Source organism: Sphingobacterium bambusae (genome assembly GCF_033955345.1).
GTDB classification, from domain to species: Bacteria; Bacteroidota; Bacteroidia; order Sphingobacteriales; family Sphingobacteriaceae; genus Sphingobacterium; species Sphingobacterium bambusae.
The window spans coordinates 3,341,168-3,360,716 of record NZ_CP138332.1; the positions used below are offsets into that span (position 1 = coordinate 3,341,168).

16 protein-coding genes are annotated in these 19,549 nt (G+C 44.9%); 13 read left to right on the plus strand and 3 right to left on the minus strand.

Annotated elements, in window-relative coordinates:
• The first annotated feature begins 95 nt into the window (after nucleotides 1-95).
• From SCB77_RS13835 to SCB77_RS13850, 4 genes are all read left to right on the plus strand, one after another.
• Nucleotides 96-3,563, plus strand: a complete 3,468-nt coding sequence (locus SCB77_RS13835; protein ID WP_320182600.1) for a SusC/RagA family TonB-linked outer membrane protein — start codon at nucleotides 96-98, stop codon at nucleotides 3,561-3,563.
• Nucleotides 3,564-3,580: 17 nt separating this feature from the next.
• Nucleotides 3,581-5,044, plus strand: a complete 1,464-nt coding sequence (locus tag SCB77_RS13840) for a SusD/RagB family nutrient-binding outer membrane lipoprotein (protein WP_320182601.1) — start codon at nucleotides 3,581-3,583, stop codon at nucleotides 5,042-5,044.
• 24 nt (nucleotides 5,045-5,068) lie between these two features.
• On the plus strand, nucleotides 5,069-6,616 hold the full coding sequence (locus SCB77_RS13845; protein WP_320182602.1) for a DUF5689 domain-containing protein: 1,548 nt from the start codon (nucleotides 5,069-5,071) through the stop codon (nucleotides 6,614-6,616).
• A gap of 75 nt (nucleotides 6,617-6,691) precedes the next feature.
• Nucleotides 6,692-8,692 carry a calcineurin-like phosphoesterase family protein gene (locus SCB77_RS13850; protein ID WP_320182603.1) on the plus strand — a complete coding sequence of 667 codons (2,001 nt, stop codon included), beginning with the start codon at nucleotides 6,692-6,694 and terminating at the stop codon, nucleotides 8,690-8,692.
• A gap of 98 nt (nucleotides 8,693-8,790) precedes the next feature.
• Here the strand turns inward: SCB77_RS13850 and SCB77_RS13855 are convergent, their stop codons facing one another.
• From SCB77_RS13855 to SCB77_RS13865, 3 genes are all read right to left on the minus strand, one after another.
• Nucleotides 8,791-10,656: a M1 family metallopeptidase gene (locus tag SCB77_RS13855; protein WP_320182604.1), complete on the minus strand. Its 1,866-nt coding sequence runs from the start codon at nucleotides 10,654-10,656 to the stop codon at nucleotides 8,791-8,793.
• Nucleotides 10,657-10,671: 15 nt separating this feature from the next.
• Entirely contained in the window at nucleotides 10,672-11,112 is a 441-nt protein-coding gene (locus tag SCB77_RS13860; RefSeq protein ID WP_320182605.1) for a hypothetical protein, read from the minus strand.
• Between the two features lie 114 nt (nucleotides 11,113-11,226).
• Nucleotides 11,227-12,081, minus strand: coding sequence for a M23 family metallopeptidase (locus SCB77_RS13865; protein WP_320182606.1), 855 nt, complete (start codon nucleotides 12,079-12,081; stop codon nucleotides 11,227-11,229).
• Between the two features lie 134 nt (nucleotides 12,082-12,215).
• On the opposite strand from SCB77_RS13865, the gene mutY reads away from it, so the two are divergent.
• The 9 genes from mutY (at nucleotide 12,216) to SCB77_RS13910 (ending at nucleotide 19,486) form a co-directional block, all read left to right on the plus strand.
• Complete coding sequence (gene mutY, locus SCB77_RS13870) at nucleotides 12,216-13,283, plus strand: A/G-specific adenine glycosylase (protein WP_320182607.1); 1,068 nt, start codon at nucleotides 12,216-12,218, stop codon at nucleotides 13,281-13,283.
• A gap of 2 nt (nucleotides 13,284-13,285) precedes the next feature.
• Nucleotides 13,286-13,732 (plus strand): single-stranded DNA-binding protein, encoded by a 447-nt coding sequence (locus SCB77_RS13875; RefSeq protein WP_320182608.1) that lies wholly within the window; start codon nucleotides 13,286-13,288, stop codon nucleotides 13,730-13,732.
• A 79-nt stretch (nucleotides 13,733-13,811) separates the two neighbouring features.
• A complete protein-coding gene (gene pheS / locus SCB77_RS13880) occupies nucleotides 13,812-14,849 on the plus strand; it encodes a phenylalanine--tRNA ligase subunit alpha (protein WP_320182609.1) in 1,038 nt (345 codons plus the stop codon).
• Between the two features lie 3 nt (nucleotides 14,850-14,852).
• Nucleotides 14,853-15,269 (plus strand): hypothetical protein, encoded by a 417-nt coding sequence (locus SCB77_RS13885; RefSeq protein WP_320182610.1) that lies wholly within the window; start codon nucleotides 14,853-14,855, stop codon nucleotides 15,267-15,269.
• A gap of 3 nt (nucleotides 15,270-15,272) precedes the next feature.
• Nucleotides 15,273-15,848, plus strand: coding sequence for a TetR/AcrR family transcriptional regulator (locus SCB77_RS13890; RefSeq protein WP_320182611.1), 576 nt, complete (start codon nucleotides 15,273-15,275; stop codon nucleotides 15,846-15,848).
• A 164-nt stretch (nucleotides 15,849-16,012) separates the two neighbouring features.
• Nucleotides 16,013-17,419 (plus strand): 23S rRNA (uracil(1939)-C(5))-methyltransferase RlmD, encoded by a 1,407-nt coding sequence (rlmD, locus tag SCB77_RS13895; RefSeq protein ID WP_320182612.1) that lies wholly within the window; start codon nucleotides 16,013-16,015, stop codon nucleotides 17,417-17,419.
• A 58-nt stretch (nucleotides 17,420-17,477) separates the two neighbouring features.
• The gene (locus SCB77_RS13900) at nucleotides 17,478-17,870 is read left to right on the plus strand and encodes a hypothetical protein (RefSeq protein ID WP_320182613.1); all 393 of its coding nucleotides are present in this window, start codon (nucleotides 17,478-17,480) and stop codon (nucleotides 17,868-17,870) included.
• Between the two features lie 61 nt (nucleotides 17,871-17,931).
• A complete protein-coding gene (locus tag SCB77_RS13905) occupies nucleotides 17,932-18,696 on the plus strand; it encodes a hypothetical protein (protein WP_320182614.1) in 765 nt (254 codons plus the stop codon).
• A 100-nt stretch (nucleotides 18,697-18,796) separates the two neighbouring features.
• Nucleotides 18,797-19,486 carry an OmpA family protein gene (locus SCB77_RS13910; RefSeq protein ID WP_320182615.1) on the plus strand — a complete coding sequence of 230 codons (690 nt, stop codon included), beginning with the start codon at nucleotides 18,797-18,799 and terminating at the stop codon, nucleotides 19,484-19,486.
• Nucleotides 19,487-19,549: the final 63 nt, after the last annotated feature.

Here is a 19,549-nt window from a genome sequence, read left to right on the forward strand (position 1 = left end):
CAAAGAGGCACCTGTTTAAATTCGTTTGGCCGAGCTCAGCTTGAGACCCTAGCAAGGCCACTTAGCTTAATATGAATTACTAAGACAATAAAAATATGAATAAAAACCTATTGTTCATACGAATAATGATGCGTACGACAATTATTATGTATTTCGTCGGCTTAACAGTGTCTCAACTCCTGTTAGCCGCTCCGCTTAGCGGGCAAGTTCATTTACGAAAAGTGGACTTTACCATATCAAACACAACGCTACATGCCGCAATTAAAAAACTGCAGGCCGAGCAGGCTATTGATATGGCTTTTGATGATAAAGCTCTTAATTTGGCAAACATTGCTGTGCGCGAGCAGGCTTTTCGTGCGACGTCAGTAGATGCCGTATTGAAAAGCCTCTTTGCAGGTACGGCAATTACTTATGAAGAAAAAGGAGATGGTACACTGGTACTAAAAAAACAGCAACGACCTGGGCGTATTACCGGTGTTATCACGGACAGCAAAGGAGAACCTCTGGCCGCAGCATCGGTACAGATTGTGGAGTTGAACAGAACCGTGATTGCGGATGCCGATGGGCGCTTCAGCATTTCTGCGGCCCCCGGCACCTATACATTGACCGCTCGATACATTTCTTTTGAAACGATGAGCAAGTCAAAGATCAAGGTAACTGAAGGGGGAACGTTAAATGTTGATTTTGCACTTCTTCCGACGACGGGAGATTTGGAAGAGGTTGTGGTTACTGCACTCGGTATCTCTAGGGAGAAAAAAGCCCTAGGTTATGCGGCCACTGAAGTGAAAGGCGAAGAGATTGCGCAGACGATGCCGAATAACTGGAGTGAAGCATTATCTGGCCGTGTTGCGGGTGTAAACCTCGTTCGTTCAGGAGCAGGTCCTGCTGGTTCCAACAAAATCATTCTGCGCGGTGAAAACAATCTTACCGGAAACAATGAAGCGCTTATTGTTATCGATGGAGTTGTCGTAAGCAACAGTAGCGGTAACCAAGTAGGAACTGGTTCAGGTGCTTATCTTAGTGGAGACTCGCCAACAGATTTTGGAACGGGAATCAACGACATCAATCCAGAGGATATTGAGTCATTAAATGTTTTAAAAGGAGCTAATGCAACCGCGCTCTATGGCCAACGTGGAGCGAATGGTGCCATCGTGATTACCACAAAATCAGGTCGGGCAAGAAAAGGTGTTGGTGTAACATTTACCTCGAACGCCACTATGGAGTCTATTTCCCGTTGGCCGGATTACCAATATGAATATGGTCAGGGTACTGAAGGCGTTCGTTTTTATTCCTTCAATGCAGGTGTTGACGGGGCAAGTACACGGAGTACTAGCTCCGCTTGGGGACCTAAGTTCGATGGGCAATACTTTTTTCAATACGATCCTGTCACCCAGACGCGCGCAACCGAGCGTACCTTATGGCAGGCTTACCCGAACGAGCGCAAGAACTTTTTTGACATTGGAGCAACCTTCACCAATTCTGTGAGTTTGGATGGTGGAAACGATAAAACACAATTGAGATTTTCCTTTACTGATTTACGTAACAAGTGGATCATCCCAAATACAGGCTACGAACGTAACAATTTGTCGTTAACTGCTGGTCATGCCGTAACGGATAAGCTGCGCATACAGACCCGGATTAACTACCGTCAAAACCGGAGTGACAATTTACCTTCGTCGGGATACAATAATCAATCTTTGATGTATTGGAATGCTTTTTGGCAGCCAAATGCCTCTTTGGACTGGCTCACGGATTACTGGCAGATTGGACAGGAAAATATGTTCCAAAATTATCCATTCAGTAGTTTGGTCGATAATCCCTATTTGATCACCAATGAAATGTTGAACAAGAATAAACGCCACGGACTTACAGGTAGTGTCGAAGCGTCCTATAAATTCTCAAAAGAGTGGGAATTGATGGTTCGCACCACCTTAGATTTAAATACCGAACGTAGAAGCCAACAACGTCCTTATGATACAGAAAAGTTTCGTAAAGGGATGTACAGAACACAGTCTATTAATAACACCGAGACTTCTTCTGATGTTATGCTAACGTATAACAAAGAAATTACTCCTGATCTAAAAATCCGTTTAACAGCGGGCGGAAGTACATTGCGCAACGAAGGTTCTCTCGAAAGAAATGCTGCGGATTCGCTATCTTATCCAGGTATCTTCAACCTAGGTAACGCTGCTGGTGTTTTGGTAAGTACGCCTTATAGAACAGAATTAGTATTGAACAGTATTTATGGACTTGGGACAGTTTCTTACAAAGAGTTTTTGTTCGCCGATCTTTCATTTAGAAATGACTGGAATAGTGCGCTAGCTTCCCCGATCAATAAAGGAGAACCATTTCAATATCCATCGTTTAATTTAAGCTTTCTTCTATCGGAGGCGGTGCGTTTGCCAAAACAATTCTCCATGTTGAAGTTTAGAGGATCCGCTGCTCAAGTGGGAAGTGGGGGAATGGAGCCATATCGGACGTCATATAACTATAATGTTGAAAGTATTTTCCCTGGAGGAAGATCTAACCCCACAGTTATGCCTAATCTCTTTCTAAAGCCATTAAAAACATGGAGTTACGAGGCTGGTATGGATGTGTCGATGTTTTCAGGGCGATTCTCACTCAATATGACCTATTATACGGCCGAGACTTCTAATCAGCATTTGACCGCTACAGTGGATCGGTCGTCAGGTGCATCCTCCATATTGGTAAATGCCGGTTTGATTCGAAACAGCGGTTTGGAGATCGAGTCACGCATTATGCCTGTTCGGAAGGAGAATTTCCAATGGACGATGAGCCCAACCTTTAGTACCAACAAAAACAAGGTGCTGGAGCTTACAGATGATTTGGATGAGATGATTCTGCAAAACGGTCCAGGTAGCAGAGGAGCCATTATCGCAAAAGTCGGTGCACGTATGGACGATCTTTATGGGCGAGGTTATGAGCGCGCTCCTGATGGACAGATTATTTATGAAAATGGTCTTCCACAATTGACGGATACCATGCAGTACATTGGCCAAACTAACCCATCTTGGCGTGTTGGTTTGCACAACGAATTCCGCTACAAACAGTTCCGATTAGGTTTTATGTTTGACGCACAATTTGGTGCAGTAGGGTATTCTTTAACTTCTGCAGTGAATGCCGAGCAGGGAAAAACTAAAAATACTTTGCCGGGACGTTACAATGGCATTATTGGAAACGGTGTTATTGCCAACGGTGATGGTACCTACCGGCCAAATGATGTTATTGCTACCAATGTTTGGGATTATTACAACGCGCACCTCGGACGTGATAATGTAGAAGGTACTTCCTATTCTACGGATTTCTTAAAGCTTCGTGAATTGCGCTTCGACTACACATTGAGCTCTGCAGTATTGTCCCAATTGGGCTTGCAGCGTGCCTCAGTTGGCGTTTTTGGACGGGATCTGTTTATCTGGTCAAGCTGGCCGGCCTTCGATCCAGAATTTGGAACGTTGGGTAATGGAGATATCACCCGTGGTTTCGAGCTTGGACAATTCCCAGCAACACGTACGTTTGGGGTTAACCTGGTTATAGGACTATAATAAACAGAATGATGAAGATGAAACTTATTAAAAGATCAATATATTTTCTTGGGCTGAGCTTTGCAACACTTATGCTGATGCCATCTTGCAACAAGAATTTTCAAGAGATAAATACTGACCCTAACTCTAGTCCGCGCGTGCAACCGGAGAATTTGCTTGCTCCTGCAATTACCAAAGTGGTTACTTACAATATGAGCCGTAGCCAGCGCATTACCAATGAACTGATGCAGGTTACTGTAAATATGGGAGATGGTGACGGTCGTATATTCCGCTATGATATCCGGACGAGTGAAGCGGATTACATGTGGAACAACCTCTATCTACAACTGCGTAACTTCCGCGATATCTACGAATTCGCTGAGGAGTTAAACCAACCGGAATACATGGCTATTGCGCAAATATGTGAGGCGTGGATATTTTCTATATTAACGGATATTTATGGGGATATTCCGTTCAGCGAAGCCCTGCGGGCAAAAGATCTCAATGCGGTTCGTCCAGTATTCGATAAGCAACAGGATATTTACCCGGCATTGTTTGCAAAGCTTGAAGAAGCAAATACCTTGCTTCGCGGAGTTAGTCCGACGTTAAAAATAAATGGTAATGCTGACCCCGTTTTTGGCGGTGACACCTGGAAATGGCGTCAGTTTGGTAATTCATTGTATTTACGGTTGGCACTGCGTTTGGCTCAGAAAACAGAGTTGAATACGCCAGCGATCATCAAAAAAATTGTAGATGAATCACCTATTATCTATCCTATTATGCGCAGCAATGACGATTCTGCTATCCTGCGCTGGTCTGGTACGGCTCCCTATGTTTCGCCTTTCGCAACGTGGCGACCAGCCGATTGGTATGGCCCTCGCTCGGCGAGTTTTTTCATCGATAAGTTGAACGAGCGTAGCGACCCGCGCATTGTAACTTGGGCATCGCTCGCTGATGGCGACTACTTCGGGGTGCCAAGTGGTTATCCCGTTGGGCAGCCTCCCGTGGCGGGCTCTGCTCTGCATACTGGGTTGATGTCAAATCCGCTATTGGGAAATATTTTGAATTACGGCGAACTGCAATTGATTCTAGCAGAAGCAGCTGTCAAGGGTTGGATAACCGCTCAGCCTGCCCAAACCTATTATGAAAAAGGCACCGTGGCAGGGATACAGCTTTGGAATCATACTGTTCCGTCCTTTTACCTGACTTCAGACTTGGTGGCTTGGGACGATTCGTATAGTGAATTTGAAAAAATGGAACTTATCCATTTGCAGAAGTACTATGCGCTCTTTTTTACCGATATGCAATCTTGGTTTGAATACAGACGCACGGGACATCCTGTGTTGCCTATCCGTTCAGGACATTTAAATGGTGGCAAAATGCCTGCTCGTCTTAATTACCCGGTATATGTGCAGTCTGCAAATCGCGAAAATTATACGAACGCTGTGGCAGAACAGGGGCCTGATGATCTCAATACTTTGGTTTGGTGGCAACGGCCTTAATATTTATTGCAAAAACATACATTGATGAAAAAGAATTTAACCTATATTTTTTTGCTACCGCTACTCATGTTGCTCATGCAGTCCTGCGAAAAGCGAAATTTTTTGGAAGGTAAGTTAAGCCCTTATATTACGATTGAAGATTTAAGGCAGATCCATAAAGGTTCTGATGTACAAATGACTCCGGAATTATTGAATGAAGCGCTACAAACGAGAGGTGTCGTGATTTCTGATCCGCAATTGGGTAATGTTCCTGAGGGGATGATGATCGTGCAGCAAGCACAACCGGGCAAACTGCACGGTATCGCACTTAAAGTTGGCGATATCGCCGCTAATTATCGCGTTGGTGATTCCATTTTGGTAACCATTAGCAATAAACAACTCAAAAGAGAGGGCTTTCTGTATGTTGATGCCGTTGCGGCGGCAGATATCGAAGTTATAACGAATGTGCCGCGCATACAACGTCGTAATTTGACCGCTTCAGCGATTTACCAACGTCCTCATGAATTTGAAGGAACCTATGTACAGATTATCGGGGGCGAGATGTTTCCTCGGCCGGAAGTTGGTCAAACTTTTTCTGGTGTCAAAAGGATGGTTAATGGTGCGGATACCTTAAACATACGCACACTTCCTACCGCTCCTTTTGCTGATCTCCAAGTTCCACGTAATGTTAATGTACAAGGAATATTGCTTGGTGATTCTGATAATGCTGCGGTGATGGCTATTTGGCCAAGGATGGCTTCGGAAATTTTAGATGTTTCCGATCCGGAAATTCCAGGGGACTTAGGTGCTATGCCTTTGGTTTTCACCGGCTATTGTCCTGATCCCGAAGGAGGCGACGGTAATTACGAGTATATTCAACTACGGGCAAATGCCGATATCAATTTCGCCGAGATTCCATTCTCGGTCGTGACGACCAACAATGCCGGCGCAAATCAGCCTAATGCGGGCGCGCCTCCAGGCGCAGGCTGGGCAACCGGTGGTGCACGTACCTTGAAGTTTAACTTAACGGAGGGATCCGTAAAAAAAGGCGAGTTCTTTTATGTCGGTGGGCACCAGAAGCGCATCAGCGGAGCAAACTCCACCTCGCTTGGGGAATTGAATTGGGTTCGTGCGATACCTTATGCTACATCAGGTGGTGATGGTTTAGGTGATGCGAATGCCAACATTTTAGCAAACAGTGGGAATGCAAGTGGAATGGCACTATTTGTTGGTACCAATATTAATGAGGGCACTGTGCCGATCGATTTGGTGATGTTTGGCGGTCTTGGTACAAGTACGATTATCGATTCGGTGGCTAATTTAGGCTATCGCGTGGCTAACAATGACCATTATCGTCCGTCGCATGCAGAAACTGGTGCTGCTCAGCCATTCTTTTCTATGGGTAGCAACCAATATCGTATACCACATTTTCTGCCAGCGAACGTCGGATTCTTCATTCAATTGGGAGGGGTGTTTAATACTACCACCCGGACTTGGGAAACCGCTCGTGGCTATAATGCAAAGCAGTTGACTAAACAGTCTCCGGCTAGCGATTTAGAAGTTGGCGAGTTTGTGACAAGACAAACGGAATAATTTTTTTTGAAGGAAGGCGTCTGTTGCTTAGGCAGCAGACGCTTTTTTATGCTTACAGCTATAAATAATCTTTTTATGATGTTGAAGAAAATATTTTTTCCTTACAAAAAGGATAGCATCTTTTGTGTCTTTTTGTTGCTTTCATTCCTCGTTTTCTTTTCTTGCGGAAAAGAAGTCGTGTCGGGTCCGGAGGAGCTGCCACCAACTACAACGATACCCAACAAACTTGAACTCGAAGATGTACGTGTTCCTTTGGTATGGGATGTGGAAAAAGAAGCTACGACACGAATCTTAGGGAAGGGATTTCAAGCAAATGACGAGATCACTTTGGAATCGTTGGACGGCTTGACAAAATCTTTTCAAATACGCTTATCTGAAACACAGGCTTCCCATGCGTCGTTTTTGCTTCCTGCTGATTTTATAGAAGGACGATATACGGTGCTGATCTCGCGTGGGGATGTAAAACAAACATTAGGCAGCAGCACGTTCAATTTCGTCTTGCGTGCAGATCTTCCGGATATCGCGGGCAAAACCATAAAAGGTGTCGTGCATATTGCTGGCAAAGGATTGGCGAATGTAGTTGTTTCTGATGGTCACGACCTTACGAAAACAGATGAAGATGGCGTATACTATCTTTCTTCGAATAAACGGACGGGGTATGTTTTTGTCTCGATTCCTGGAAACCACGAGATGGTAATTTCGGCTAATAATCTTCCGACTTTTTATCGGTATACAAACCCCAACCCGAATGTTGTGGACACACGTGATTTTGAACTTAAGGCGGTAAACAATGATAAGCACGTTTTACTAAGTCTGGCGGATATGCATCTGGCAAACCGAAATGAAGATCTTAACCAATTTCAAACGGGTTTTATTGCAGATGCCAACCAACAGATTGCCAAAATACAGACAACAGGAAAAAAAGTATATGCCTTGACCTTGGGTGACCTTACTTGGGAAACCTATTGGTATAGTAACAACTTTATGCTTCCCGAATATGTAAGAGAAATAGCTAAACTCCACGCGCCTGTTTTCAATACAATCGGAAATCACGACAATGATCCTTATTTTGCCAGCGATTGGTTATCGGAGAATGCTTATCGCCGGATATTGGGGCCTACCTACTATTCGTTTAATATTGGCCAAGTGCACTATGTGGTATTGGATAATATCGAATATATTAATGCGGGTGGCTCCACCGGAAATATCGGCAGCCGTAATTACAATGCGAGGTTGGCCGAGCAGCAGATAGCGTGGCTAAAGAAAGATCTAGAAACTGTTGACCCATCGACCCCAATTATAGTAGCTACGCATATTCAACTGCATAACGCTCCATCAAGTAACGGTACTTTGCCAGGCTTTCGCATGAGCAATGGCCAACAATTGGTTGATCTCTTTGCCCGTTTCGAACGCGTACATGTATTGACAGGGCACACACACGTAAACTATCGTGTTGTTCGAAACAACCAATTTATGGAACACAATACGGCTGCGATATGTGCTACTTGGTGGTGGACAGGGCGTTCGGGATACGCAGGAAATCATATCGCACCGGATGGAAGTCCTGGCGGATATGGAATATGGGAGATGGATGGAAAGGATCTGAAATGGCAATATAAATCCATTGGATATCAAGAAGATTATCAGTTTCGATCCTATGATCTCAATAATGTGCACATTACAGCAGCTAAATATGCGCCTAGCGCAAACGCAACACATCAAAATCTCGTAGCGCAGTATGCAGCGGATTTTGCAAAAGAGAATCGTAATAACGAGGTGTTGATTAATGTTTGGGGATACGATCCCAATTGGACGGTTTCAGTGACGGAAAATGGATCTGCATTGAGCGTACAGCGCGTTACGTCGTTTGATCCCTTGCACATCATCTCGTATGCGATGAAACGAATTAATGTTAATGCGGTACCTACGTTCGATGCTTCAAACTCTTCACATATGTTTAAGGTTAAAGCGTCTTCCGCGACTAGTACTTTGCAGATCAGGGTCACGGATCGTTTTGGGAAGGTTTACGCCGAAGATATGGAGCGACCGAAAGCATTTAATTATGCTACGCGTTAATTGGTACGGCAAACTCGAAAAAACAAGCGGCTTACCCATTTCGGTAAGCCGCTTTTTGTTTGAGATATTTACTACGCTTGTATCCGCCAGCTCCTTTGCTATTGCTGCGGGTAAGTATTATTGGCAGACTCCACATCCGCGAGGCGTTGTGTAGGGTCGATCACTACTTTTACGGCCTTTTTGCTTAAAGGGATGCGGTAGGTTGGGTTCGTCCAGAACCAATCTTCCAAGACGGTTCGTTTTACGCCCTGGTAGATCTCGAAGTTCTCCGCTGGTTTTTCGCCGCGCATTTCGCGTAAGGGAATGTAGAAAAGCTCCTTGCTTCCGTCGGCATACTCAACCAATAGATCGATAGGCATCGCAAAGTCAGACTTGTTGGACAGCACGATTTCTTTGTCGTTTACACTGCTGATGGCGTAGTCTATTTTACGTGTGGTATTGATAAAAAGATTAAAATACCATTTCAGATTGACGCCCGAAACCTCTTCGGCCACGCGTTTGAAATCATTTGCTGTGGGATGTTTTAGCTTCCAGATATCGTAAAATTGCAGAAAGGTCTTTTGAAGATTCTGCTTTCCGATGATGTAGCCCAGCTGCTCGGCCAAGACCTGTCCTTTACTGTATGCCTCGTTGCTGTAGGCATAATTGCTGTTGTAATAGTCGGCCAGTAGGCTCATGGGCTCTTCCTTGCCGGAAAGTGCGAGCTTGTAATAGGCGCGGTATCCACTGAGCACGGAGTTGGGCTCCAGCGTATCTCTCTTTTCAAACAGCTGTTGGAAGGCCTGTGCTTGCACATAGCTGGTGAAGCCTTCGTCAAACCATTCATCAACCGTTTCGTTGATGCCAAAAAGATGTTGGTACCAAGAATGTGCTGCTTCGTGGAAAATCACGCCCACCAAACTCTTTAGGTTGCGTCCGCCGGTGACCAGTGTTGCCGTGCCATATTCCATACCGCCATCGCCACCCTGCACCACGCTATAGGTAGACCATGGGTATGCACCAAAATGTGCCGATGTATAGTCAAAAAACTCGGTAGCGAGCTCGAGCGCTGTTTTCCAGTTGTCTTTGACCTCTTTGCTGCTAGGCAGGAATACCGTGTAGATGGTCACTCCACCCTTGCTTTGTGCAGAATCGACAACAAATTTGGGGTCTGCCGCCCATACGAAATCATGAATATTCTCGGCTTTAAAATTCCAAGTTGCCTTACCCTCTTTTACCATCGCTTGCGGTTTCTTCATATAGCCTTTTACCGCTTGCGGGTTCTGCAGCTTGCCGGAAGCGCCGACAACAAAATCCTTGTTGAGATGTATCGTCACATCGAAATTGCCGAAGGGGGCGATGAATTCGCGGGCTACATATTCGTCAAGATGCCAACCAAACTCGTCAAAATGTGCCATTTTGGGATACCATTGTGCCATAGATAGCACTACGCCTTCTTTGGAGTTACGGCCACTACGGCGAATCTGCTCTGGAACCTGAGCGCTCCATTCCATGTCGAAATCTGCCGTTTGGCCGGCTTCAATGGCTTGCGGCAAGACCACCTCTAGCAATGTGCCATCGATTTTATAGGTTGTAGGCTGCCCGTTCATGAGCAGGCTCTTAATTTTTTGATAGCCGATCTGTTCCGGCGTCAAGCTCGCTATACGGCTTTGGTATTTCGGGCTTTCTTTGGTGCCTAGGTTGTTGCTCATGCGCGGGTCAGGATCCGAGATGTTGGACAAGCGGTAGTCCATCATGCTACCCGGCTGAAAAGCATTGAAATAAAGGTGAAAGTATACCTTATGCAAGGCCTGATTGGAATTGTTGCTGTACTTCAGGTTCATCTTGCCTTGATACTGATAATTCTTGTCGTCCACATCTATATCCATTTTGTAGTCTACGGCTTGCTGCCAGTAGTCAGCACGCTGTGCAAAAAGTATGCTGCTGGAAAGAATTAAAGTAGCAAGGGTGAATAGTTTTCTCATGTGCTAGTGTTGGATTTACATATAATAATATTCGACGCCTTGTTGTTTCAGCGCATGGATCAGCGCATTCAGATCGTCGTCTTTTTGGAACAGTTTATTGCGCCAATATCGTTTTGGTGCTTTCGATTTGGTCAAGAAAATCATGATTAAGTTACCTCCAGATCGTGGCAGGTTTCGCAAGTATTTTACCTCGGAAAGAATCAGTAATTCCTCCTTATCATTGTGGAATCGTATGCTTACCTCATCGTTCTTGATCGTCCAGTACGAATCATTTCGGCTGCCTTTAATACTCAACAACAAGAGTAGCGGCAAGCTGCACAAAACAATCAGAATCTTAACGGCTTCCTGTAAGGGCAACCGCGATGCAATTGCCGTAACGATACATACGCCTAGTAGAAGAAGAACCATATATTTTCCGCGATGCAGGGTTGCGATGTGGAAAGTCGTGTCGCTCATGGCTCAAAAATAATAAAAGAGCAACCATATTTTGCTCTTTTATTAGAATATCACGATATATTTACGCTTCGGAGAGGCTCGTTAAGCGTCCTATTTCTGTTCTTTTTGAAGAATTTAGAAGGTGAAAAACTTAGCCGGATTCAGCTTCTTGTCATTTTGCACCACTTCGTAATGTAGGTGTGGACCCGTACTTCTTCCGGTGCTGCCCAGTAGGCCTACAATTTCTCCAGCCTCGATAGCTTCACCTCTTTTTACACGCGTACGGGTCAAGTGTGCATAACGCGTTTCATAACCATTATTATGTTTCACCATCACCACGTAACCATAATCTCCTTTGTATCCAGCAAATGTAACCCGACCTTTTGCCGTTGCGCGTACTGGATCGCCTACTCTGCCTTTGAGATCGACTCCAGCGTGCATCTCCCGACCACGGTTGGTGAACGGATTCCGGCGGTAACCGAATGGGGAGGTGATACGTCCCGGATGCGGTACGCCGAGCGGCATGCCGTCAAGCTTAGCTTCCAAGTTGCGCAATTGTTTCTTGTAAAAGATGGACAGCTCCACAAGATCATCTTCACCGCTTTCCACGGGTCCGCCCATGTTCTTCATTTTGATCTCCTTCAATCCACGGGTACGCATCTTTTTATTGATACGGGCCAAGGTGCTGTCTATAGAATTAAAGGATTTCTTCATCTCCTCGGTGGTCAATTGACTATTTGCACCTTCTTCTTCAAGCTGCCTTTTTTGTTCGTTGAGGATGTTTATTTTTTTATTGTAAGCAGCGGTATACTCTTCCGTAGTTTGCTGTTTCACGACATAGGCGACACAGAATACGGTCATCGCGATCAGCGCAATAAAAGATCCTACTATTTTTTTCCAATGGGTAACGATTAGTGTCGGTACTTGCATTCTTCGGGTGGATGTACCATCCGTTTCGACGAAAAGCACCGCTGTTTTTTTCTTTAGCATAGCGTCAATAACAAAAACTTTTTTAATGATACGGAGCACAAAGGTACCCGATCAAGTGCTTTATGTTCAATATTTTACATTTTTTAACATTTGAGGGGGCTGTTTTTATTGTAAAAAAATAAGCAACTTTGTGCATGTCGTTTGCCTCAAATTTGATGATTTGGTACCGTGAGCATGGAAGAGACCTACCTTGGAGAAACACCCAAGACCCCTATGTTATCTGGCTTTCCGAGATTATTTTACAACAGACCCGTGTGGAGCAGGGATTACCCTATTTTCATCGTTTTTTGGATGCTTTTCCAATTGTAACAAAATTCGCCGAGGCGGATGAAGAGGAAGTGCTTCGTTTATGGCAAGGATTGGGTTACTATTCGCGTGCTAGAAACATGCATAAGGCCGCTAAAATGGTCATCAGCGAGTTTGCCGGTGATTTCCCGACGCGCTATGCCGATGTCATTCGCTTGCCGGGGGTTGGCGAGTACACGGCGGCGGCCATTGCCTCTTTTTCTGTGAACGAGCCCAAGGCTGTTGTCGATGGAAACGTCTATCGGGTACTTTCTCGCTACTTTGGTATTTCTGAACCGATAAATGGGAGTAAGGGTAAAAAAATGTTTGCCGCGCTCGCGCAGGAGCTGTTGGACGTTGAGCATGCCGCGACCTACAATCAAGCCATTATGGATTTTGGTGCCCTGCAATGTAAGCCCAAGAAGCCACTGTGTGGAACCTGTACTTTCCAATTGGATTGTGTGGCGCTGAAAGAAGATATAGTGGATAACCTTCCTGTCAAATTGAAAGGCAAGGCAAGCAGGGACCGCTACTTTCATTATTTTATTATCCGTAAAGATGATAGCATACTGATGTCAAAAAGAGGAACCTCCGATGTTTGGGCGAATCTTTATGAATTTCCTATGATCGAGACGGAGCGCGACGTGGATATGGAAGAGTTGCGAGCGCTTAACGACTTCGCAACCTATTTTCCGCCCAATGCACCCTTATTAGAATTAGGAAAGGTTGCCAAACACATCTTGAGCCACCAAAATATTTATGCTAAATTTTACATCCTCGATGATGCCGATGCGTTGCGACTAAAAAAAAGCGGTTGGAATTATCATCTGTTGGAAAAAATTGATACATTAGCCAAACATAAACTTATATTTTCTTTTCTTGAAAAGAACAAGCAACTAATTAATCCTAAAATTTAGCTATGGCAAGTGTTAATAAAGTAATTTTGGTTGGGCATTTGGGCAAAGATCCTGAAGTGCGTTACCTAGAAGGTAATATCACCGTTTGCAGTTTTCCGTTGGCAACATCCGAGACCTACACAAAAGATGGTGTTCGCATGCAGCATACCGAATGGCACAACATCGTGATGTGGCGCAATTTGGGTGAAATGGCCGTGAAATACTTGAAGAAAGGAAAATTGGTCTATATCGAAGGACGCTTGCGCACACGCAATTATGAAGATAAAGAAGGGAATAGACGCTTTGTGACCGAGATTGTTGGCGAGAGCTTCAAGCTGCTAGGGCGGCCATCTGATTTTGGACAGACCACGAAAAGCCCCAATGCAGAAAGTGCAACCGACGAAGTAGAGAAAGAGCAGGAGGTAGATTTTACCGAGAACAACAACGATACGGACGGATTGCCGTTCTAGAAGCTAACCACTTTTGTTTGCGGCAAAAATTAAGGACGCTTAACCCTAATTTTTAATATTTTGCTGTATCTTTGGCACTATGTTGCAGGACAAAATTACGCAGTATTCGCAAGAAATTAATGAGTTTACGCCCACCTCAGCCGCTGATGTGGAGCAGTTTCGTTTAAAGTTTTTGGTATCCAAAGGGATCGTCAAATCACTTTTTGATGAGTTTAAATCCGTTTCAGCAGATGAGAAACGTACCTTGGGTAAGGTGTTGAACGAGTTTAAGCAACTTGCGGAACAGAAATTTTCCGAAGCACAAGAGCAGTTTGCTGGTTCCACGACGAAAGCCGTGCGTTCCGATGCCGACCTCACATTGCCGGGTGAAGGATTTCAGCTGGGATCACGTCATCCACTGTCGCTAGTGCGTAAAGAGATCGTAGAGATTTTCAAAAAACTAGGATTTGTGGTGTCCGAAGGACCGGAAATCGAAGACGACTGGCATAATTTCTCCGCCCTTAACTTCCCGCCAGAGCATCCGGCGAGAGATATGCAGGATACCTTCTTTGTCGAGAAGAAAGAAGGTAATGATATCGCTTTGCGTACGCATACCTCATCCGTTCAGGTACGCTTGATGGAGATGGGAAAACCACCCTTCCGTGCTATTATGCCGGGGCGTGTATATAGAAATGAAGCAATATCGGCACGCGCCCACTGTTTCTTCCACCAAGTGGAAGGACTATATGTCGATGAGCAGGTGTCATTCGCAGATCTAAAGCAGACGCTTTACCATTTTGTACAGGAGCTTTATGGCGAAGGTACGAAAGTGCGTTTCCGTCCTTCCTATTTCCCATTCACCGAGCCATCTGCTGAGATGGATATATCTTGTACCATTTGTAAAGGAGATGGCTGTCAGTTATGTAAGTATTCGGGTTGGGTAGAAATCCTCGGCTGTGGTATGGTTGATCCGAACGTGTTGGAAAACTGTGGTATAGACAGTAAGAAATATTCCGGATTTGCTTTTGGAATGGGCATCGAGCGTATTACAAATCTGAAATACGAAATCCGTGATCTTCGTCTGTTTTCAGAAAACGATGATCGCTTCCTGTCTCAATTCGAAACAGAGATTATTTAGCATATGATGATAGGAATCCGTTACATCGCTGCTCTGTCGACCGTTGCCCTGTTGGGCGCTTGCGGAGCAGATAGTTGTAATGTGGTTCCTAATCGATCGTTCACGACAAATATCAACCAAACGGAGCATTTAGGCGTTTACGCCACCAAAGGTTGGGCCTACGCGCAAGGCGGGTATGTGGGTTTGGTGGTTTACAACATGGGCACGCAGCAGGATCCTAAGCTTATTGCGTACGACCGTTGCAGTACGGTAAATCCGGAGGCCGGCAATCGCGTAGAGGTTCAGGGAATGCTGTTGGTCGATCGGGTTTCCGGTGCGAAATGGCTCTTGGAAGATGGCTCTCCCGCAGAGCTGGCAGAATGTCCTTTGCGACCCTACTCGGTAGGACAGCAGGGCAACGTCTTTTATGTACAAAACTAAGGCATGGAACAAGATAAGGTCATACTAGCTATCAAAAAATCTGCCCGCGACTTATTTAGACGTTACGGTTATAACAAAACCAGTGTGAATGAGCTAGCGAAGCAGTCGAAGATTGCCAAAGCCACGTTTTATAAACACTTTGCCAGTAAGGAGCTCATCCTGCACGAGGTCTTGATGGACTATATCCGTGAAAATGTGCAGGATATTTTAGATAAAAACGTTCGCGAACGTGATCTGTCTACTTTTTTGGCCAATACCATCCTGCGCGTCAGTCGCGTTACCTACACGGTGTGTAACGAATTTGTCGGTTGGGAATTTATTCGTGAATCGGCCAATGCACAAGAGTACCTAAAGACACTTTCTGATGATTTGGAATTTCTTCTTCTGAGTTCTTTCGTTCAGAACGAGACCATTGGTCATACCGTTCCTGAAGAGCGCCTTACTTTTTTGATTAAATCCAGTAAAAATATCGTGTTTTCTTTTGCATTTACCGCAGTGACCGATGCGGACGTGCGTAAGAATTTCATATCCTTCCAGAAGGAGATCCTACCGTATTTGGTGCAGGCTACATTGCTTTAAGCAGATGCGCAGTTTCTTTGATTGCCGAATGTATTCATTTCGAAATATCTTGCAATCAGTTATTTCCAATATTATTTTTTCCTTAAGACTGTTAAACCTGTTTCCGCTACCGCTTTTAATACCACTTTACCGTTCACATAAAAAAGCGTACTTTTGCAGCCATTATGGGTAGAAGAATTCCACAGGATAAGCGATTTATAGCTGATGTCGATATTATCGATATCGCAGAGGAGGGCAAAGGCGTTGCCAAGCAGGACGAATTGGTGATGTTTATTGAGCAGGCCGTCCCGGGCGACATTGCCGATGTGGAGCTTTTGCGCAAGAAAAAGAACTTTGCTGAGGGGCGTTTGGTTAACTTGAAGCGTCCATCCGAACATCGTGTGGATCCGTTTTGCCCGCATTTTGGTACCTGTGGAGGCTGCAAATGGCAACACATGAACTATCCAGCGCAGCTGCAGTTTAAGCAGCAATATGTCGATAATGCATTGCGTCGTTTAGGGAAAGTAGATACCGGTAGCATGGAAGACATTTTGGGTTCCTCGCAAACGGAGTACTACCGTAACAAATTGGAATTTACTTTTTCGAATAAGCGTTGGTTAACATCCGTAGATCAGGAAGTTTTGCCTGAAGATATGAACGCCTTAGGCTTTCACGTGCCGGGTCGGTTCGATAAAATTTTGGATATTGACCATTGCTTTCTGCAGCAGGATCCTTCTAATGCGATTCGGAATACGGTGCGTGAATTTGCTACGCAACAGGCGATTTCGTTTTACGATTTACGTGCACACGAGGGCGCGTTGCGCAACCTTATTATCCGCACCTCTTCTACCGGAGAGATCATGTTGATCGTAGTTTTTGCATACCCTACTGAAGAGCAGGTTGCCTCGTTGATGGATCATATCCATCAGCAGTTTCCGAATTTAGCATCCTTGCTGTATATCATCAATCAAAAGCGTAACGACACAATCTTCGATCAGGAGATTCATGTTTTTGCTGGACGCGATTTTATCTACGAGGAAATGGAGGGCTTGAAGTTTAAGGTCGGTCCGAAATCTTTTTACCAAACCAATTCTGCACAGGCTTATGAGCTGTATAAGATCACACGTGAATTTGCGGATCTGAAAGGCGATGAGCGGGTGTATGATCTTTATACCGGAGCAGGTACTATCGCGAATTTCGTGGCACGCAGCGCCCGCGAGGTCATCGGCGTGGAGTATGTGCCATCGGCCATTGAAGATGCAAAGATCAATTCGTCGATCAATGGTATTGCCAATACCAAATTCTTTGCCGGCGACATGAAAGACGTCCTTACCGCAGATTTTGTGGCGCTACACGGCAAGCCAGATGTGGTAATCACCGATCCGCCACGTGCGGGCATGCACGTCGACGTGGTGAATCGTATCTTAGAGATGGAGGCCGACAAAGTGGTTTATGTAAGCTGCAACGCAGCGACGCAGGCACGGGATCTGGCCTTGTTGCAGGATAAATATGAGGTGGTGCGCATCAAGCCAGTCGATATGTTCCCGCATACGCAGCACGTGGAAAACGTGGTGCTGTTGCGGTTGAAGTAGATAGTGATATCTCAATATGCCCGTTTTGACTTTTAAATTTTAAATTTACTTTTTCAACATGAATATCGAGGATTTAATGGCTCGGGATGCTGGAGCAGATGATCAGTCGAGCCCGAGCCCACTAAAAAGCTTGAAGCTGGATCTGGATTTTTATAAGGAATCTATCAAAGAGGTGGCGACTGATATGATGGCCGAGGGCTACACCCTGTATCCCATCTTTATAGCCCATCAACACGAGGTGAGCGTAGGCGAGATCTTGCTCGATAGAAATGAACTGAATACCCAATGGACCATTCAGGTATCCTCTTTAGAAGAGTTTGTTGATCGTGGATTGATTAAGGAAGAACGCCGCGATCATTTTGTTAAAAATTTCAAGCCGGCAAACGATTTTATGTGTTTGTTTGTCATTGTTCCGGAGGGAGCAAACTTTGTATTCTATCCATACGAATAAGTTCGATCGATTTAGAACTTTTTAACATTGGGTAGTCTAAACATTTATTATTTTTAGCCGAATGTACTTAGGAATAAAATATATCTATATAAGCATCGTTAGCCTGTTGTTGGCTTTTGGAAGCGTGGAGTTTGCTGTAGCGCAGAGCGGTACCGGTATTTCAGGGATTGTTGTCGCTAAAGGGGGAAGCACCAGGCTAGGAGAGGTTAATGTGCAGAACCTACGTACGAATCGGCGTGCGCAGACCAATACCTTCGGCGTATTTATTATCGAAGCATCCGTAGGAGATAGTCTTGCTTTTACCAAAACAGGATACGGTCCCGTGAAAACTATTATACAAACGGCAGAGGACATCCTTATTGAGATGCAGGAAGGCTTGACCTTGGAGACGGTGGTCGTTAGCCGGATGACGAAGGAAGCCGAAATGCGTGATATGTTGGACGATTATCGAAAAAAAGGAGTGTATAATGGTGGAAAGAATACCGTGGGCACCTATTTGGGGAGCCCAGCCACAGCGCTCTATAACCTTTTCGGTAAGGATGCGAAAAATGCAAAACGCTTTTCTGCATTGATGGATCGCGAACTTGAAGAGTCTAAGGTTGATCGTGTTTTTAACAAGAGTTCTGTCTCCTCCTTAACGAGTTTGGAGGGCGATGAGCTGCAGTCGTTTATGGATCTTTATCGTCCTTCGTTTAGCATGGTGGAGCGCTGGGGACAGTATGATTTTATGAACTATGTAAAAACATCATTCGAAAGTTGGGACAAGAATGGCCGCCCTAAGTCATCCCGCTTGCCGAAACTCGATATCCCGCCACAGGAAAAATAATTTTTGTTGCTTTTCTGATTAATTGAGCAGGAATGTGATAGTTTGGCATTCGCTTTGATTAACAGCTAACATATTACAGTTTAACAGTAAATAGTTAATTATGAAAACGAGTAGAAGAGTAGCTATATATGGCTTGTCGGTTGCTACATCAGTTATGTTGTTAGCGAGTTGTTCAACGATACAAAACACAAACAGTACAACGAAAGGTGCCGTGATTGGTACCGCTGCAGGTGCTGGGCTTGGTGCCCTAATTGGTGGTAAAGCTGGTAATACAGCGATAGGAGCAATAGCAGGCGCGGCCATTGGTGGTGTTGCCGGTGGTTTGATCGGTAAAAAAATGGACAAGCAGGCCAAAGAAATTGAGAATGAGGTTGCCGGGGCGCAGGTTATCAAGTCTGACGAAGGAATTATTGTAAAATTTGATGAAGGTATTCTCTTCGACTTCAACAGTTCCTCTTTGAAGGCTGCGGCAAAGACAAATATCACGAAGTTGGTAAGCACGTTGAACAAAGAGCCTGGTACGGAAATTCTGGTGATCGGACACACTGATAATCGTGGAACATTAGAAGTTAATCAAAAAATTTCTGAATCACGTGCGGATGCTGTTAAAGCATACGCTCTTTCACAAGGCTTAGCCGGCGCTCGGGTCAAAACGCAAGGTAAAAACTATTCCGAGCCATTGGCATCAAATGACACCGACGCGGGACGTGCAGAAAACCGTCGTGTGGAAATCGTTATTGTTGCCGGCGATAAAATGATCAAGGAAGCACAGTCGGAAGCTGGCAAATAAAATTTTTCTAAATGTAGTGCTAGGGAGCCCTCTTCGAAAGAAGGGGGCTCCCTTTTTTTTCTA

Coding starts and splice junctions, on each gene's coding strand:
- SCB77_RS13835 (WP_320182600.1), top strand. CDS start 96: ATGAATAAAAACCTATTGTTCATACGAATAATGATGCGTACGACAATT.
- SCB77_RS13840 (WP_320182601.1), top strand. CDS start 3,581: ATGAAACTTATTAAAAGATCAATATATTTTCTTGGGCTGAGCTTTGCA.
- SCB77_RS13845 (WP_320182602.1), top strand. CDS start 5,069: ATGAAAAAGAATTTAACCTATATTTTTTTGCTACCGCTACTCATGTTG.
- SCB77_RS13850 (WP_320182603.1), top strand. CDS start 6,692: ATGATGTTGAAGAAAATATTTTTTCCTTACAAAAAGGATAGCATCTTT.
- SCB77_RS13855 (WP_320182604.1), bottom strand. CDS start 10,656: ATGAGAAAACTATTCACCCTTGCTACTTTAATTCTTTCCAGCAGCATA.
- SCB77_RS13860 (WP_320182605.1), bottom strand. CDS start 11,112: ATGAGCGACACGACTTTCCACATCGCAACCCTGCATCGCGGAAAATAT.
- SCB77_RS13865 (WP_320182606.1), bottom strand. CDS start 12,081: ATGCTAAAGAAAAAAACAGCGGTGCTTTTCGTCGAAACGGATGGTACA.
- mutY (WP_320182607.1), top strand. CDS start 12,216: ATGTCGTTTGCCTCAAATTTGATGATTTGGTACCGTGAGCATGGAAGA.
- SCB77_RS13875 (WP_320182608.1), top strand. CDS start 13,286: ATGGCAAGTGTTAATAAAGTAATTTTGGTTGGGCATTTGGGCAAAGAT.
- pheS (WP_320182609.1), top strand. CDS start 13,812: ATGTTGCAGGACAAAATTACGCAGTATTCGCAAGAAATTAATGAGTTT.
- SCB77_RS13885 (WP_320182610.1), top strand. CDS start 14,853: ATGATGATAGGAATCCGTTACATCGCTGCTCTGTCGACCGTTGCCCTG.
- SCB77_RS13890 (WP_320182611.1), top strand. CDS start 15,273: ATGGAACAAGATAAGGTCATACTAGCTATCAAAAAATCTGCCCGCGAC.
- rlmD (WP_320182612.1), top strand. CDS start 16,013: ATGGGTAGAAGAATTCCACAGGATAAGCGATTTATAGCTGATGTCGAT.
- SCB77_RS13900 (WP_320182613.1), top strand. CDS start 17,478: ATGAATATCGAGGATTTAATGGCTCGGGATGCTGGAGCAGATGATCAG.
- SCB77_RS13905 (WP_320182614.1), top strand. CDS start 17,932: ATGTACTTAGGAATAAAATATATCTATATAAGCATCGTTAGCCTGTTG.
- SCB77_RS13910 (WP_320182615.1), top strand. CDS start 18,797: ATGAAAACGAGTAGAAGAGTAGCTATATATGGCTTGTCGGTTGCTACA.